Below are 16030 nucleotides of genomic sequence, written 5' to 3'. Positions count from 1 at the left end.
TGCTTAGAAGCAAGAGGAGACACCCACCATGACCACCAAGTACTCACGACGTGCCTGCCTGCTGATGTTGGCGGGTTCCCTGCTCGGCGCCGCCGTGCCTGCGGCGCACGCCGCCGACAACTATCCCAGCAAACCCATCACGCTGATCGTGCCCTGGCCTGCCGGCGGCTCCACCGACCGTCACCTGCGCGCGCTAGCTCAACTGGCCAGCAAGCAGCTGGGCCAGCCCGTGGTCGTCGAGAACCGGCCCGGCGCCGGCGGCACCCTAGGCCCCAGCACCATGGCGCTGACCGCCAAGCCCGACGGCTACACCATCTCGCAATACCCGCTGGGCCTGCTGCGCATGCCGCACATGCAGAAGGTGAACTACAACCCCTTGGAAGACTTCACTTTCATCATGGGCCTTTCGGGCTACACCTTCGGGCTGACCGTGCGCTCGGACTCGCCCTTCAAGACCTTCAACGAATACATCCAGGCCGCGCGCGACAAGCCGGGCACCATCAACTACGGCTCCACCGGCACGGGCTCGTCGCCCCACCTGCTGCTGGAAGAGCTGGCCATCAACGCCAAGGTGAAGCTCGAACACATCCCGTTCAAGGGCAACGCCGACATGCAGCAGGCCCTGCTGGGCGGCCACATCATGGCCCAGAGCGATGCGGCCGGCTGGGACAAGTTCGTCGACAGCGGCCAGATGCGCCTGTTGGTCACCTTCGGCGAGAAGCGCACCGCGCGCTGGCCCGACGTGCCCACGGCGCAGGAACTGGGCTACGGCGTGGTCTCGACCTCGCCCTATGGATTGGCCGGCCCCAAGGGCATGGATCCGAAGATCGTGAAGATCCTGCACGACGCCTTCAAGAAGGCGCTGTTCGATCCGGAAAGCATCGAGATCATGCGGCAGCTGAACCAGGAAGCCGCGTACGCGAGCGGCGAAGACTTCCGCGCCTGGGCGAGCGAGACCTTTGTGAAGGACAAGGCGCTGATCGACCGCCTGGGGTTGGGAGTGAAACAGTAAGAGGCCGGGTATTGCCTTTTACGTGGGCGGGTCGCTGCGGCGGTCCGCCCGTTTCATTTGTATGGTGTGGAACACCGCGAGGGTCTACTCGACGATCCAATGGGTTGTGCATGAGCGAGTGTCGCAACGATCCGTCCCGGGTCATTCGCGCTCCGCACAGTGCCGATGCGCCAGATTTACCGGAACACGCTACATCGCGGCGCAACACTGCCTCGGTATCTCGTGTCGGACGCATCCAATGTGCGATATGTGCTGTAGCCCGAGTGTGATAGCGTTTTCACGAAAGGCCCTCCACGGCCTCTCCCACGATCAGGAGCAACCCCATGGGCATGGACCCCATCGAGCTGGACGAAGACCTGGTGCGCGCGCTGTCCGGCGTCACGACCGCCACCTTGACCACCGTGCTGCTCAAGATGGGCTTGCGCAACGTATGGATGCGAGGCGCCCGCCCCATCCGGCCGGGACAACCGCGCCTGGTGGGCCGCGCATTCACGCTGCGGTTCGTGCCCGCGCGCGAAGACCTGGCCACGCCCGCCTCGTGGGGCTCGCTGATCTCCACCCGCGCCGCCATCGAGGCCATGCCGCCCGGCGTGATCGTGGTGGTCGACGCCATGGGCGTCACCGATGCCGGCATCTTCGGCGACATACTCTGCGCGCGCATGGCCAAGCGCCAGGTCGCCGGCCTGGTCAGCGACGGCGTGGTGCGCGACATAGACGGCGTGCTGCGCACCGGTTTGCCCGTATGGTGCGCCGGCGCCGCGGCGCCGCCTTCCGTGGCGGGGCTGACGTTCGTCGGCTGGCAGGAACCCGTGGGCTGCGGCGGCGTGGCCGTGTACCCCAATGATGTCGTGGTCACCGACGGCGACGGCGCCGTGCTGATCCCCGCCGCGCTGCTGGAAGAGGTGGTCGAGACTGCTGTTGAACAGGAACGGCAGGAGAACTGGATCATGCAGCAGGTGGAGCAGGGGCATTCGCTGCCGGGGCTGTATCCGCCGAATGACGAGGCGAAGGCGCGGTATGAGGCTTGGGTGAAGCAGCAGGAAAAGTGAGCCTTCGGCGCAGACCCATCCGCGCCACACGTAAACACGCGTCAACGCGAAGCCGCTCGCGGCCACATCGAGACCTCCTCTGATATCCGATGTCTGTGGGCGGCCGCGATCGGCATCGCGCCGCTCTAGAGCACGCCTCGGGCCCGCCGTTATCTCAGCTGCCTCGCCCGTGCTGGACGGCTGCGACAGCACTACAATTGCCCATTCGTCTCCCATCGGAAGCGTCAGCATTTTCCGCGGCATTCCACGCCTCGCCCCATGGGGAAGCATGGGTCGGCATGCCTGTGATGGACGGAACGCCTTCCAAGGAAGGTTAAAATGTTTTCAAATGTGACGATCAATCCGGCCGCGCTGGCAAGGATGGCCGTTTGTTCCACATTGACCTCAGGGTCACGGGCACAGTGTTCTGGCCCATCGTGCAGTTGGTCGCGAGAGACCGCGAGGACGACTTGAAATGGCTATTGATTTTGAAGCTCAGCTGGCCGGCAAAAAAATATTCATCACCGGCCATACTGGATTTACCGGAAGTTGGACTTGCCTGTGGCTCCGATCGATTGGAGCCCAGATATTCGGGTATGCGCTCGAGCCGGACACCACTCCGTCCATGTACGAAGCGGTACGCCTCCATGAAGATATCCCGTCCGAATACGGCGACATCTGCGACTATCCCAGACTGCATGCTGCGGTCCAGCAATATCAGCCCGACCTGATCCTGCATCTGGCCGCCCAGCCGCTGGTTCGAAAATCCTATCGTGAGCCTTTGCAGACGTTCCTGACCAATGCGCAAGGTACGGCGCATGTACTCGAAGCGGCTCGTTCCGTGAAGTCCGTCAAGGGCGTGTTGTGCATCACGACGGACAAGGTCTACAAGAACAATGAATGGCCGTGGCCCTACCGGGAGAATGACCCCTTGGGCGGCAAGGACCCGTACAGCGCCTCCAAGGCCGCGGCCGAGATGGTGATCCAGAGCTATGCCGCGTCCTATCCCTTTCTGACCGGCCAGGGACCGGCCATCGCCACCGCGCGAGGCGGCAACATAATCGGCGGTGGAGATTGGTCCGAAGACCGCTTGATTCCAGACTTCGTTCGCGCTGTCGTCAACGGCAGTGTGCTGACGCTTCGTTATCCGCAAGCCACTCGTCCATGGCAGCACGTGATGGCGCTGGTCCATGGGTACTTGATCATTCTTGCTGGGCTGGCATCGGACGATCCGGAAAAATTCGCAAGAGCATGGAATCTCGGTCCCCACGATGCAACGCAGTTTTCTGTCCGCGACGTGCTGGAGCTGATGAGCGACCACTGGAAGCGCCCTGCACTGCAATATATGGACAACCCGTTGCCAGAGGCCCAGGCGCTGGCGCTCGACAGCTCGCTTGCGCGCAACCACCTCGGTTGGATTCCCGCCTGGGACACCGAGCGTGTGGTTCGTGAAACAGCCACATGGTATCGCGACTACCATGCCACGCCGAGCTCCGCTCGCGCCATCACGCTGGGCCAGATCGATGCGTGGCGCAGAGGGCAGTAATGGCGCGTTACCTGATCGGAGCAAAAGGGCGCCTGGGGCACGCGATCGAAGCGGAGTTCGGCAACGACCAGATCATCTCGCTCGACCGGGCGATCTATCAGGCTTGGTCACGTCCCGGCGCTGCTGAGGCAGTGTCGCGATTCTTCGACGGTTGCAAGGACGACAGCACCACCATCTTCGTCGCATCCGGCCTGCTCGATCCCAGGCTTCCGTCAGAAGATCTGTCGGCCGTCAACTATCTGCTTCCCAGGAACGTCGTCGAAGGGGCCACGAAAACCGGCGCCAAGGTCATCACCTTTGGCACCATCATGGAAGGATTGCTGGCTTCCAGGAATCCGTATATCCAGAGCAAGGCTGCACTGGCCGAATATGTTGCCGGCGCGGCCTCCCGAAACGAGCCGGTCGTGCATGTACAGATTCATACCCTTTATGGAGTGGGCCATCCGAGCCCGTTCATGTTCCTGGGCCAGATGCTGACTTCCATCCGGGAAAAAAGACCGTTCGAGATGACTTCGGGCAGGCAGCTGCGCGAGTATCACCATCTGGCCGACGAAGCGCGTGCGCTCAGAAAGATCAATGCCGGCGCTGCGCTCGGCGTAGTGAACTTGAGCCATGGAAAGCCCGTCAGTCTCAGGGCCATTGCCGAAAACGTGTTCGACGCATTCGGAATGAGAGATCTGCTGCGCGTGGGCGCGTTGCCGGAGCCGGCGGAAGAGAACTACGACAAGGTGCTGCCACCGACGGAACTCGCGCGACATGTCGCCTTCCGGGACTCCATACCCGCCATCGTGGACTACATGCGGAACTGCCACACTCCGGACGAAGTCAAGGCATGACAGAAAACAAGAAGCCGCTGATCTCGATATCCATTCCTGTCTTGAATGAAGAAGGAAATATCGACGCGCTGTACAAACGACTCTGCGACCTGGCAGAGCGAATGAACGACCGCTGCGAGTTCGAGTTCGTCTTTTCTGACAACCACTCCGACGACCGGACATGGTCGATGCTTTCCGAGTTGGCTCGACAGGACGGCCGCGTCAAGGCCATCCGCTTTTCCAAGAATTTCGGGTTCCAGCGATCGATCCTGGCAAATTACATGCACACCAAGGGTGACGCGGTCATGCAGATCGATGCAGATCTGCAGGATCCACCCGAGCTGCTCGAGGTCTTTTTTGGACATTGGCAGCGCGGATACCAGGTCGTCTATGGCATTCGCAGGAAACGGCCGGAAGGCGTTTTCCTTCGAACCTTCCGGAAACTGGGCTATTGGGCCATCGACAAGATCAGCGAGCACCCGATACCGCGCGATGTCGGAGACTTCCGGCTCATCGACCGGAAGGTTGTGCGCGCGCTTACCCAGGTCAAGACCGCGAATCCCTATCTTCGCGGAATGATCGCGGGTCTTGGATTCAACCAGACCGGTGTTTCGTATGATCGCGATGCCCGACTGGCCGGAGAAAGCAAGTTCAACATCTCCCGGCTGCTGCGCCTTGGATTGACGGCGGTTTTCAACCACTCGACCGTTCCATTGCGCGCTGCCTCGTTCCTGGGAGCGGGCATCCTGGCCGTCAGCATCCTGGGAGCGCTTTACTACGTTGGACTGAAACTGCTGCATCCCGAATTTCCGCACGGGCTGGCCAGTATCCACATACTCGTCTTGTTCGGCATCGGACTGAATTCATTTCTTCTGGGAATCATCGGCGAGTACCTTCTGCGCATTTATCTGGTGCTGCGGGCAGAGCCTGTCGCTATAGTCGAACAGAGCCTCAATATTGCACCGACCGATCTCGAACTCTAACTGGAATCCTCATGAAAGCCGTTATTCTGGCTGGTGGCCTCGGCACTCGCATTGCCGAAGAATCCGATACGAAACCCAAGCCCATGGTGGAGGTTGGCGGGAAGCCTCTCTTGTGGCACATCATGAAGACGTATTCCCACCATGGGATCAAGGATTTCGTGATCTGCCTTGGATATAAGGGCTATGTCATCAAGGAGTTCTTCTTCAACTACTACCGCCACATGTCGGACATGACCATCGACTTGAAGACGGGAGACCACCAGATTCTCAATAGTCAGGCAGAAGACTGGCGGATAACGCTCGTCGACACCGGACAGGACACCATGACGGGAGGCCGCCTGAAGCGCGTCGCGCCGTACCTGGACGACGAGACGTTCTGCATGACGTACGGCGATGGTCTGTCGAACATCGACATCAGCGCCGAGATTGAATTCCACAAGAGCCACGGAAAACTGGCCACCGTCGCGGCAGTCCAACCGCCAGGGCGTTTCGGCGTATTGAACATTGACGCCGAGAACCGCGTGTCCAGCTTCGAAGAGAAGCCAAGCGATGAAATCGGCTGGATCAATGGCGGTTTCTTTGTTCTTGAGCCTGGCGTCATTCCATATATCGATGCGGACGACACATCGTGGGAACGCGCGCCATTGTCCAACCTGGCCAGAGACGGACAGCTTGCGGCTTTCCATCACTCCGGATTTTGGCAGCCCTGCGATACGCTCCGCGACAAGCGCGAGTTGGAAGGTCTCTGGGCCACAGGCAATGCCCCCTGGCAGGCCCGGAGCAATGCATGACGGTCGGCCGACGCCCGGCTTCACACCGCTGGATCAGGCACGCCATTGGTCTCGGTATCACCGTCGTATGTTTGATCGTCCTTTTTCGGCAGGTTCGCCTCAGCGACGTGCTGGATGCGCTCGCCAGCTTCGAATGGCGGTACCTGATCGCCGGCATAGCCTCCTTGGCCTGTGGTTATGCTCTGCGCATTCTGCGCTGGTCGATGATGCTCAGAGCCACGGGAGCGAATGCAGGCTTTGCAGTCTGCAGTGCGCCGTTCCTTGCGTCCATAGCGCTCAACAACATACTGCCTTTGCGTCTAGGCGACGTCGTCCGCGCTCTGGTGTTTCCCAGCTCCATGGGCATCACGAAGACCGTCGCCACCAGTAGCCTCTTCGTTGAAAGACTGATCGACCTGATGACCCTTCTGGCCAGCTTCGCCATTGGCCTGCTTGCGGTACGCGCAGTAGAGATACCGGCAAACCTCGTAAACTCGGCGGTGACGTTGGCGTTGATGGGCGGTGCCGCTCTTTCGGTTGGCCTCTTGGCAAGCCGGCCCTTGGCGAAGTTCTTTCTCGGCCTGGCGGACAATCCGGCAACAGCGCCAGGTCTAGGCCGGGTGTATCGCACTCTGGGAGAACTGCTTCATGGCTTCGATGCCATGTCACGCCCTAGATTGCTGCTTTCCATGCTGGCGGTTTCAATGCTGGTCTGGATCGGCGAAGCAGGCCTCTTTTACTTCGTCCTGATCGGCGCGGGCATGGACGGCACGCCGGTCATCGCGCTGCTTGTCATGGCGATGGCCACCCTGGCCACGCTGGTCCCTTCCTCGCCCGGCTACGTCGGCCCTTTCCATCTCGCCGCCTTCACCGCCATCTCACTGGCCGGAGGAGCGACAGCGCAAGCAGGCAGCTACGCGGTCGTGGTGCACTTGGCGTTGTGGCTGTCGACCACTCTCGCGGGCGCGGTGGCAATCTGGATACGCCCGGAACTCCTCAGGGCTGCGAAATCGCAGGCCTCTTGAGCTTAGCAAAAAAGATACTTTACTCATGAACAGATTCGACGTAGTCATCGTTGGCGCGGGGTTCACCGGCCTTACCGCAGCATATGTCCTTGCAAAGCAGGGGAAAAAGGTCCACGTCGTCGAGGCCGATGAAACGCCCGGCGGCCTGGCCGGGACCTTCAGCTTCGGCGATGGCGTCATGGTGGAGAAGTTCTATCACCACTGGTTCAATAACGACGTCTATGTGCCGGAGCTGGTACGTGAACTCGGTTTGGACGGGGACGTACTCTTGCTCCCTACGCGTACAGGGATGTACTTCAATGGGCGCATGTGGAGACTGTCGACCCCTCTCGATCTGCTTCGGTTCAAGGCCCTGTCATTCGTCGATCGTATTCGGCTCGGCCTGCTTGTTTTCCAAGTGCGACGCATCAAGGACTGGAAAAGCATCGAGCACCTCAGCATTCGCGAGTGGCTGGAGCCGCTGTGCGGCAAATCCGTCTACAAGATAGTCTGGGAGCCGCTGATCACGGCGAAGTTCTCCGTCTTCGCGGAAGCTGTGAATGCGGTGTGGATGTGGAAGAAGCTGGTGCTTAGAGGCAGCACGCGCAACGATAAGGGTGGCGAAGAGCTGGCGTATTTCAAGGGCGGTTTCGGCCGACTGGCCGAGAAGCTCGTCGACGCGATACGCGCGAATGGCGGCGAAGTAAGCCTGGGACGACGGGTCACCGGCGCCGAGACGGACGGAAAGAACATCGTCGCGCTCCGCACGGAGCAGGGATCCATTCAGGGCGAGAAATACCTGTTCACTCCGTCTTTTCCCATCATCGCGGACATTCTGAAGGAATGCTCCACGCCAGACTGGATCGACAGCCTGCGCAGGGTCAAGTATCTTGGAAACATGTGTCTGGTCCTCCGGCTCAAGAATAGCCTGTCCGAAACCTACTGGCTCAACGTGAACGACCCGGGTTTCCCATTCGTCGGGGTCATCGAGCACACCAACTTCGACACCCCTGAAAGCTACAAGGGCTCGCACATCGTCTACCTCTCGCGCTACCTCGCCGTCGAAGACCCCTTGTGGGCTTATTCGGATGAGGAATATGCCCGGTTTGCCATGGAGCATCTGAAGCGGATGTTTCCGAAGCTGGACGAATCTTGGGTGATCGAATACAAAATCTGGCGCTCGGAATACGCCCAGCCTGTCACCGAGAGGAACTATTCAAGCTACGTACCCGATGGGACGACACCGTTCGGCAACGCATTCATTTCGACCATGGCCCAGATCTACCCGGAGGATCGGGGGACTAACTATGCAATAAGGGAAGGACGCAAAGTAGCCGCGCAGCTGTCCGCATGCTCTCCGCCGCTATCGGAATGAGCTAGCTGGCCGCAGGATGACTCCATGAGAAAGTATCTGGGCCCCAGATCGATCCAGTTGGCCGCCCTGTTTCTATCGGCATTGGTGCTGCTGGTCGTCAACCGGGAATTCGGGGTCGCCGACAACGGCGACTTCAATCGCTATGTGGGCGGCATTGCGTCAACGCCTCTGGACCTCGGCCCGGCCCAGTCTTCCGATCCGGCTGAGGTCCAGAAGTACCGCTTCTTCGGCCAGCCCTTGTTCTACTGGAACGCGACGGTCGACCCGAACCAGACACCCTGGTTCAGCTCCGCCACCCTGTTGTGGAAAGCAGGGCAGATCCTGAATGGCTACCTTTACAGTCAGGAGGTGGTTAACCTGAAGAACATCGGGTTGCCGTTCTTCCTGCTGCACCTATTCAGCCTGGTTTACGTCTTGCGGCGTATCGGACCGTCTCATGCCGGCACGACGGTGGCTTTCCTGGGCACCCTGTTGGTCCTCACAGACGCGAGGATCACGGCCTTTTATAATTCGCTGTATGCCGAATCGGTGGTGATTCTGGCGATTCTCTTTGTTTTTGCCTATTTTGCAGGTCGATTGTTTGCCGCACCGACGGCGGTCAACGGCAGAGGCGAGCAACTGGTGTTTTCCGCATTGGTACTCCTGTTGCTCGTCGCATCCGTCTTCGCGAAACGGCAATACATATATTTTTCAGTGCCAGCCTTCCTCTTCGTCATCCACGCCATCTGCGTGGACGTCAAACTGAGCAGAAGAGTCGGCGCGGTCGTGGCTTTCGGCTTCGCCGCCGCGCTGGCTGCCGCCATCGTATTCTTGACGGTAACGCAACGTGCCGACAATCCGGGGGAAGCCTTCGCCGCCCGCTATACGAGCTATCACGCGCTCTACTATGGACTTCTTCCTCACTCGAGCGAACCCCTGAAGTTGCTGGAACATCTTGGCCTCCCACCGGACTCCAGCGAACTCATCGGCAGAAGCGCCTGGAACGAGGCAAGCGCAAAGTTGATCGCTGCCGAACCTCGCATCAACCTGGGAACTTTTCTGTCCGCAATAGTCGCCGATCCCGCTGCATTTGCTGGGTCCCTGCTGCATAACGCGAGGGAAGTCGGAAGCTATGAAATGAATCTCGGCATGGTTCACGGCACCGTTCTTCAATATCCGCCCGCGTTGATATCGTCGATTTCCAGTCTATCCACCATACTGCCAGGGCTACTTCTCTTCTGCTCCGCGATAGTCGTGTCTCTAATTCTATTGGTTCGGCCAATTGGCGAGACTGCCGAGAAGCGCTTTTCATCCCGAATATTCATCGCGACGCTCCTGACAGTACTTCTCTCCGACGTCGGCATCTCTACGTTCGACGGACAGCAGGAAGCGGCCAAACACGTCCTTATCGCAAGTATTTCGGCGGTCCTGATATTGATAACTGGAATCTCGTCGGTGGCGGGACGCTTGTCGCGAAGGCATCTCTTTACCCGGCCATCGTGACGGGCTTTGAGATGGCAGGACAACGGCGACAAACCTTCGGACATCGCCGCAAGCGACATGGTCGTCACGCATCTGAACAGGATGCCGCTGTATAGGCTTGAATGTAATAGCAGGACAACGTGGCCCGTGCTTGCCGGATACTCGTGCCCTTTTATCCAAAGCTTCGGCGGCTCGACAGAAAGAAGCAGGGCTGCAGCAACCTCTGCTACGAACCGGGATTTGGTGCGCAGAATCCGGTCTCTTGTGAATCCGCGCATCCAACACCACGGCGGCCGCCAGAGCCAACAGCCGCGCCGCACAGCGCAGACAATGGACCACCGCCGCCGTCAGCGCGTCAACCACCCGTAATTGCGACGTCGCCGACTCGCGATCAGGTGCCCAGCGCCTTCTGCGCTTGCGCCAACTCTTCCTGCGCCTCTTTCAGCTTGGCTTCGCGCTTCGCGATCTTGTCGGCATCCCTGCCTTCACGCTTTGCCTCCTGAAGTTCGCGTTCGCGCTCGGCTACCTCTTCGCGCGCCTCAGCGACATCCTGCTCGCGCTTCTTGCGCAGCGACTCCGGGGTGCAGTGGGCTTCCTGTTCGCGCAATGCCCTGTTCAGTCCAGCGATCCTGTTCTCGTTGCCGTGCCGCTTGGCTTGGTCGATCTGCTCGAGAATGGCTTGGCGTTGCTGCAGGCAGGGATCGGCGGCGTAGGCCGCGTCGAGCGGCAACGTAGCGGTCAGCATGGAACCGAAGGACAGCAACAACCGGGAGACAAGACGTTTCATGATTGGGCTTCCTTGTTGGTTCGCATACTCTGCCGCGGCGCCACCGCCGCTGGCTTACGCGTCGATGTTCCCCGCCGACAGCGCATGCGCTTCGATAAACGCACGCCGGGGCTCCACGTCATCCCCCATCAGCGTCGTGAACACCTCATCCGCAGCAATCGCGTCCTCGATCTGCACACGCAGCAACCGCCGAACCTTCGGATCCATCGTGGTTTCCCACAGCTGTTCGGGGTTCATTTCACCCAGACCCTTGTACCGCTGCTTGCTGATGCCGCGCTCGGCTTCGCTGCGCAGCCACTGCATGGCCTCGCGGAAATCCGACACCGGCTGTTCCTTGCGCTTGTCGCCTTCACCGCGCGCCACGACGGCGCCTTCGCGGATCAGGCCAAGGAAGGTCTTCGCGGACTTCGACAGCACCGCATAATCCGACCCGCCCACGAAGTCGCCATCGATCACGCTCACGCGCACGTTGCCGTGATGCATGCGCTTGACGACCAGACGGTGCTTCTCGGTGGCCTCGTCGAACTCGGTGACGATCTCGACGCCGGCGCCCACTTCGCTGCCGGCCAGCGCGCGCGTCAGCGCCTGCGCTGACGCCTGCGTGTGCTCGGCGTTGTCCAAGTTGATCTCGACCCCTTCGGCCAGCGCCGACAGCGCCGCCACGTCGAACACGCGCGACAGGCGGCTGATGACGGCGTCGGCCAGCACGTACTGGCGCGCCAGTTCGGCCAGGGCCTCGCCGGAGATGGCCGCGCCATCCTTGCCGGGCATCAGCGCCGCGTCCTTCAGCGCCAGCTGCAGCATGTACTGCGCCTCTTCCACGTCGTCCTTCAGGTAGCGCTCGTCGCGGCCGGCCTTCACCTTGTACAGCGGCGGCTGCGCGATATAGACGTGGCCGCGCGACACCAGCTCGGGCATCTGGCGGTACAGCAGCGTCAGCAGCAGCGTGCGGATGTGCGCGCCGTCGACGTCCGCGTCGGTCATGATGATGAGGCGGTGATAGCGCAGCTTCTCGATGTTGAAGTCGGGACCGATGCCGGTGCCCAGCGCGGTGATGAGCGTGGCGATCTGTTCGCTGGCGATCAGGCGGTCGAAGCGCGCCTTCTCGACGTTCAACACCTTGCCGCGCAGCGGCAGGATGGCCTGGAACTTGCGGTCGCGGCCCTGTTTGGCCGAGCCGCCTGCCGAGTCACCCTCCACGATGTACAGCTCGCACAGCGCGGGGTCTTTCTCTTGGCAGTCGGCCAGCTTGCCGGGCAGGCCGGCGCCTTCCAGCACGCTCTTGCGGCGCGTCATCTCGCGCGCCTTGCGCGCGGCTTCGCGCGCGCGCGCGGCCTCGACGATCTTGCCGCACAGGGCCTTGGCGTCGTTGGGATGCTCGAGCAGCCAGGTTTCCAGCGTGCGCGCCACGGCGTCTTCGACGGCCGGACGCACTTCGGACGAGACCAGCTTGTCCTTGGTCTGGCTGCTGAACTTGGGCTCGGGCACCTTCACCGACAGCACGCAGGCCAGGCCTTCGCGCATGTCGTCGCCGGTGGTCTCGACCTTGGCCTTCTTGGCCAGCTCGTTGTCGGTGATGTACTTGTTCAGCACGCGCGTCATGGCCGCACGCAGGCCGGTAAGGTGCGTGCCGCCGTCGCGCTGCGGGATGTTGTTGGTGAAGCACAGCACGCTTTCGCCGTAGCTGTCGTTCCACTGCATGGCGACTTCGACGCCCACCGGCACGCCGCCCGCGCTGGATTCGCTGGTGACGGCGAATACGTTGGGGTGCAGCACGGTCTTGCTGCGGTTGATGTATTCGACGAAGCCCTTCACGCCGCCCGAGAAGGCGAAGTTCTCTTCCTTGCCCTGGCGCTGGTCGACCAGGCGGATCTTCACGCCGTTGTTCAGGAACGAGAGCTCGCGCAGGCGCTTGGAGAGGATCTCGTAGTGGTACTCGACGTTGTTGAAGATGATCGGGTCGGCCAGGAAGCGCACTTCGGTGCCGCGCAGGTCGGTGGGCCCGATGACGGCCAGGGGCGCCACGCGCTCGCCCTGGCGGAATTCCATCTGGTGCACCTGGCCGTTGCGGCGGATGGTGAGACGCAGCCACTCGGACAGCGCGTTCACGCACGACACCCCCACGCCGTGCAGGCCGCCGGACACCTTGTACGAGTTCTGGTCGAACTTGCCGCCGGCGTGCAGCTCGGTCATGACGATTTCAGCGGCGCTGCGGCCGAACTCGTCGTCCTTGTGGATGTCGGTCGGGATGCCGCGGCCGTTGTCGGTGACCGAGATCGAGTTGTCGGTATGGATGGTGACGACGATGTCGTCGCAGTAGCCCGCCAGCGCTTCATCGATGGCGTTGTCGACGACTTCGAACACCATGTGATGCAGGCCGGTGCCATCGGATGTGTCGCCGATGTACATGCCCGGGCGCTTGCGCACTGCCTCGAGGCCCTTGAGCATCTTGATCGAATCGGCGCCGTAGCCGCCGGTTTCGGGAGTGGTGTTCTGCTGTTCAGACATATCGAATTCTTAGCCTTCAAAAAAGGGCCTCGTGGCGAGCCTTCGGCTGGCTGCCCCACAGGAGTCCTGGCATCCTGGAAGCAGCATGGCTGCAAAAGCGGCGTCACGGACTGGCGGGCCGCGGCGGACACGATGCCCGCCGGCGGCTGCGACGCGCGTGCGCGATCAGATGCGCATGGGCATGACGACGTACTTGAACTGATCGTCGTCGGGCAGGGTGATGAGGGCCGACGCGTTGGCATCGGGCATCACGGACCATTGCACGTTCTCTGCCTTGACGTTGCCCAGCACGTCGAGCAGGTAGCTGACGTTGAAGCCAACGTCCAGCGGTTCATGGCCATAGTCGATGTCGACTTCTTCCTGTGCCTCTTCCTGCTCGGCGTTGGAAGACGAGATCTTCATCTGGTTCTGCGCCAGCTGCAGGCGCACACCCTTGAACTTGTCGGTGGTAAGGATGGCGGCGCGCTGCAGGCTGCCCTGCAATACGTCGCGCGGCACGGTGAAGTGGCGCGAATAGTTGGTGGGGATGACGCGCGTGAAGTCGGGGAACTTGCCTTCGACCAGCTTGGAGACCAGCTCGACGTGACCGAAGCGGAAACGGATCTGGCCGGGCGCGACGTCCAGCGAGACGGGCTCGTCGGAGTCTTCGAGCAGGCGCTGCATCTCGAGCACGGTCTTGCGCGGCACGATGACTTCATGGCGCTCGTTGATGCCGTCGGCGGCGGTGGCGCAATGAGCCAGGCGGTGGCCGTCGGTGGCCACGGCGCGCACGTGGCCCGGTTCGAACACCAGCAGCATGCCGTTCAGGTAGTAGCGGATGTCTTGTTGCGCCATGGCGAAGTGCACCATGTTCAGCAGGTGGCGCAGCATGCGTTGCGGCAGCGTCAGCGACACGTTCCACTGCTCGGGCTGGGCCACGGTGGGGAACTCGCTGGCCGCCAGCGTCTGCAGCGCGAAGCGGCTTTTGCCGGACTGCACCGACAGCTTGCTGTTGGCCAGGGACAGGCGCACATCGCCCGTGTCGGGCAGCGCCTTCAGGATGTCGAGCAGCTTGCGCGCCGCGACCGTGGTGGACTCGTTCTCGGGACCCACACCGAAATCCGCATGCGTGGTGATCTGCACTTCGAGGTCGGTGGCGATGAACGACACCTTGTTGCCCTCTTTGCGCATCAGGATGTTCGCCAGGATGGGCAAGGTGTGCCGTCTTTCGACGATACCCGCCACGGTCGACAGCGGTTTCAGCAATGCATCGCGTGTGGTTTGTACGAGTTGCATGTTCATCCTTTTAGAGTTTGTTCCAACACGTGCAGGGTATGGTTGAGTTCCGCTTGCTTGGCGCGGGCGTCGGAGATTTTTCGGACCGCGTGAAGCACCGTGGTGTGGTCGCGGCCGCCGAACAGATCGCCGATCTCGGGCAGGCTTTTCTGGGTCAACTCCTTCGCCAGGTACATGGCAACCTGGCGGGGTAGCGCAATATTCGCGGGACGCCGTTTCGAATACATGTCGGCGACCTTGATCTTGTAGAAGTCGGCCACCGTCTTCTGGATGTTCTCGACCGTGATCTGGCCGTTGGACACCGACAGCAGGTCTTTCAGCGCGTCTTTGCAGACGTCGACGGTAAGCACGTCGCGGCCGTGGAAACGCGCGTAGGCCAGCACTTTGCGCAGGGCGCCCTCGAGTTCGCGCACGTTGCTGCGCAGGTGCTTGGCGATGAAGAAGGCCACTTCTTCGGGCATAGGCACGCCCTCGGACTCGGCCTTGCGCAGCAGTATGGCCACGCGCATCTCGAGTTCGGGCGGCTCGATGGCCACGGTAAGGCCGGAGTCGAAGCGCGAGATCAGGCGGCTGTCGATGCCCGACAGTTCCTTGGGATAGGTGTCGCTGGTGATGATGATCTGCTTGCGCTGCGCGACCATCGCCTCGAAGGCATAGAAGAACTCTTCCTGCGTGCGGTTCTTGCCCGAGAAGAACTGGATGTCGTCGATCAGCAGCAGATCGAGCGAGTGGTAATAGCGCTTGAAGTCGTCGAAGGCCTTGCGCTGGTAGGCCTTGACCACGTCGGACACGTACTGGTCGGCATGCACGTAGCGCACGCGCACGCCGGTGCCCGCGGCCACCATGGCATTGCCGATGGAGTGGATGAGGTGGGTTTTGCCCAGGCCCACGCCGCCGTACAGGAACAGCGGGTTGTACGAGATGCCGGGGTTTTCGGCCACCTGCAGCGCCGCCGCGCGAGCCAGCTGGTTGGCCTTGCCGGTGACGAAGTTGTCGAAGGTGAGATCGGTGTTCAGCCGCGAACGCTCGTACACCAGGCTGGCCGCGTCGCTGGCGGCCGGCATGGCGGCGGGCGTCGCGGCCGGCGCATTGGCGAACGCGGACGCGGCGGGCACGGCGGTTGCTGGCGGCGCGGACTGCATGGGTTGCGCCGGGGACGCGCCCGTGGGCGCGGGCGCAACCGGCGCGCGCGGCGCCTGCGGCATGCGCGGCGCGCCGCTGTTGCCGGGCAGCTCGAATGCGACCTGCACGGGACGCTGGTACCACTCGGACGCAAGCGACTCGATCTGGTGCGAGAAGTTCTTGCGGACCCAATCGAGCTTGAAGCGATTGGGCGCGGCGACGCGCAGCACCGCTTGCGCTTCGTCGTAGGCAAGCGGGACTAGCGGCCGGATCCAGGCGCTGATTTGCTGTGGGGGGAGTTCCTGCTCAAGACGACTGACGCAGGTCTGCCAGAATTCTTTCAT

The 16030-nt window shown here is 61.6% G+C and carries 13 protein-coding genes; 9 read left to right on the top strand and 4 right to left on the bottom strand.

What is annotated here, in order from left to right:
• Positions 1-28: 28 nt before the first annotated feature.
• From CAL15_RS00065 to wsfD, 9 genes are all read left to right on the top strand, one after another.
• Positions 29-1012, top strand: a complete 984-nt coding sequence (locus CAL15_RS00065; RefSeq protein ID WP_086076749.1) for a tripartite tricarboxylate transporter substrate binding protein — start codon at positions 29-31, stop codon at positions 1010-1012.
• 323 nt (positions 1013-1335) lie between these two features.
• Positions 1336-2061 carry a ribonuclease activity regulator RraA gene (locus tag CAL15_RS00060; RefSeq protein ID WP_086076748.1) on the top strand — a complete coding sequence of 242 codons (726 nt, stop codon included), beginning with the start codon at positions 1336-1338 and terminating at the stop codon, positions 2059-2061.
• A gap of 454 nt (positions 2062-2515) precedes the next feature.
• Positions 2516-3586 carry a CDP-glucose 4,6-dehydratase gene (rfbG, locus tag CAL15_RS00055; protein WP_086076747.1) on the top strand — a complete coding sequence of 357 codons (1071 nt, stop codon included), beginning with the start codon at positions 2516-2518 and terminating at the stop codon, positions 3584-3586.
• The gene (locus tag CAL15_RS00050) at positions 3586-4422 is read left to right on the top strand and encodes an NAD-dependent epimerase/dehydratase family protein (RefSeq protein WP_086076746.1); all 837 of its coding nucleotides are present in this window, start codon (positions 3586-3588) and stop codon (positions 4420-4422) included. The genes rfbG and CAL15_RS00050 overlap by 1 nt, the downstream gene beginning before the upstream one ends.
• Positions 4419-5384, top strand: coding sequence for a glycosyltransferase family 2 protein (locus tag CAL15_RS00045; protein ID WP_086076745.1), 966 nt, complete (start codon positions 4419-4421; stop codon positions 5382-5384). Before CAL15_RS00050 ends, CAL15_RS00045 begins: the two co-directional genes overlap by 4 nt.
• Before the next feature lie 11 nt (positions 5385-5395).
• Positions 5396-6175, top strand: coding sequence for a glucose-1-phosphate cytidylyltransferase (gene rfbF, locus CAL15_RS00040; RefSeq protein WP_086076744.1), 780 nt, complete (start codon positions 5396-5398; stop codon positions 6173-6175).
• Positions 6172-7179, top strand: coding sequence for a lysylphosphatidylglycerol synthase transmembrane domain-containing protein (locus CAL15_RS00035; protein WP_086076743.1), 1008 nt, complete (start codon positions 6172-6174; stop codon positions 7177-7179). Before rfbF ends, CAL15_RS00035 begins: the two co-directional genes overlap by 4 nt.
• A 25-nt stretch (positions 7180-7204) precedes the next feature.
• Positions 7205-8533 (top strand): NAD(P)/FAD-dependent oxidoreductase, encoded by a 1329-nt coding sequence (locus tag CAL15_RS00030; protein ID WP_086076742.1) that lies wholly within the window; start codon positions 7205-7207, stop codon positions 8531-8533.
• 24 nt (positions 8534-8557) lie between these two features.
• Complete coding sequence (gene wsfD / locus CAL15_RS00025) at positions 8558-10015, top strand: glycan biosynthesis hexose transferase WsfD (RefSeq protein WP_086076741.1); 1458 nt, start codon at positions 8558-8560, stop codon at positions 10013-10015.
• Between the two features lie 370 nt (positions 10016-10385).
• Here wsfD and CAL15_RS00020 read toward each other — a convergent pair whose 3' ends face one another.
• From CAL15_RS00020 to dnaA, 4 genes are all read right to left on the bottom strand, one after another.
• The gene (locus tag CAL15_RS00020; RefSeq protein ID WP_086076740.1) at positions 10386-10781 is read right to left on the bottom strand and encodes a DUF1090 domain-containing protein; all 396 of its coding nucleotides are present in this window, start codon (positions 10779-10781) and stop codon (positions 10386-10388) included.
• A gap of 54 nt (positions 10782-10835) precedes the next feature.
• Positions 10836-13289, bottom strand: a complete 2454-nt coding sequence (gyrB, locus tag CAL15_RS00015) for a DNA topoisomerase (ATP-hydrolyzing) subunit B (RefSeq protein WP_086076739.1) — start codon at positions 13287-13289, stop codon at positions 10836-10838.
• A 165-nt stretch (positions 13290-13454) separates the two neighbouring features.
• Positions 13455-14564, bottom strand: coding sequence for a DNA polymerase III subunit beta (gene dnaN / locus CAL15_RS00010; protein WP_198299114.1), 1110 nt, complete (start codon positions 14562-14564; stop codon positions 13455-13457).
• Positions 14565-14566: 2 nt separating this feature from the next.
• Positions 14567-16030 (bottom strand): chromosomal replication initiator protein DnaA, encoded by a 1464-nt coding sequence (gene dnaA, locus CAL15_RS00005; protein ID WP_086076737.1) that lies wholly within the window; start codon positions 16028-16030, stop codon positions 14567-14569.

This window comes from Bordetella genomosp. 13 (genome assembly GCF_002119665.1).
In the GTDB taxonomy this organism is placed as follows: domain Bacteria; phylum Pseudomonadota; class Gammaproteobacteria; order Burkholderiales; family Burkholderiaceae_B; genus Bordetella.
This window is presented reverse-complemented; position numbering and strand designations above follow the sequence as displayed.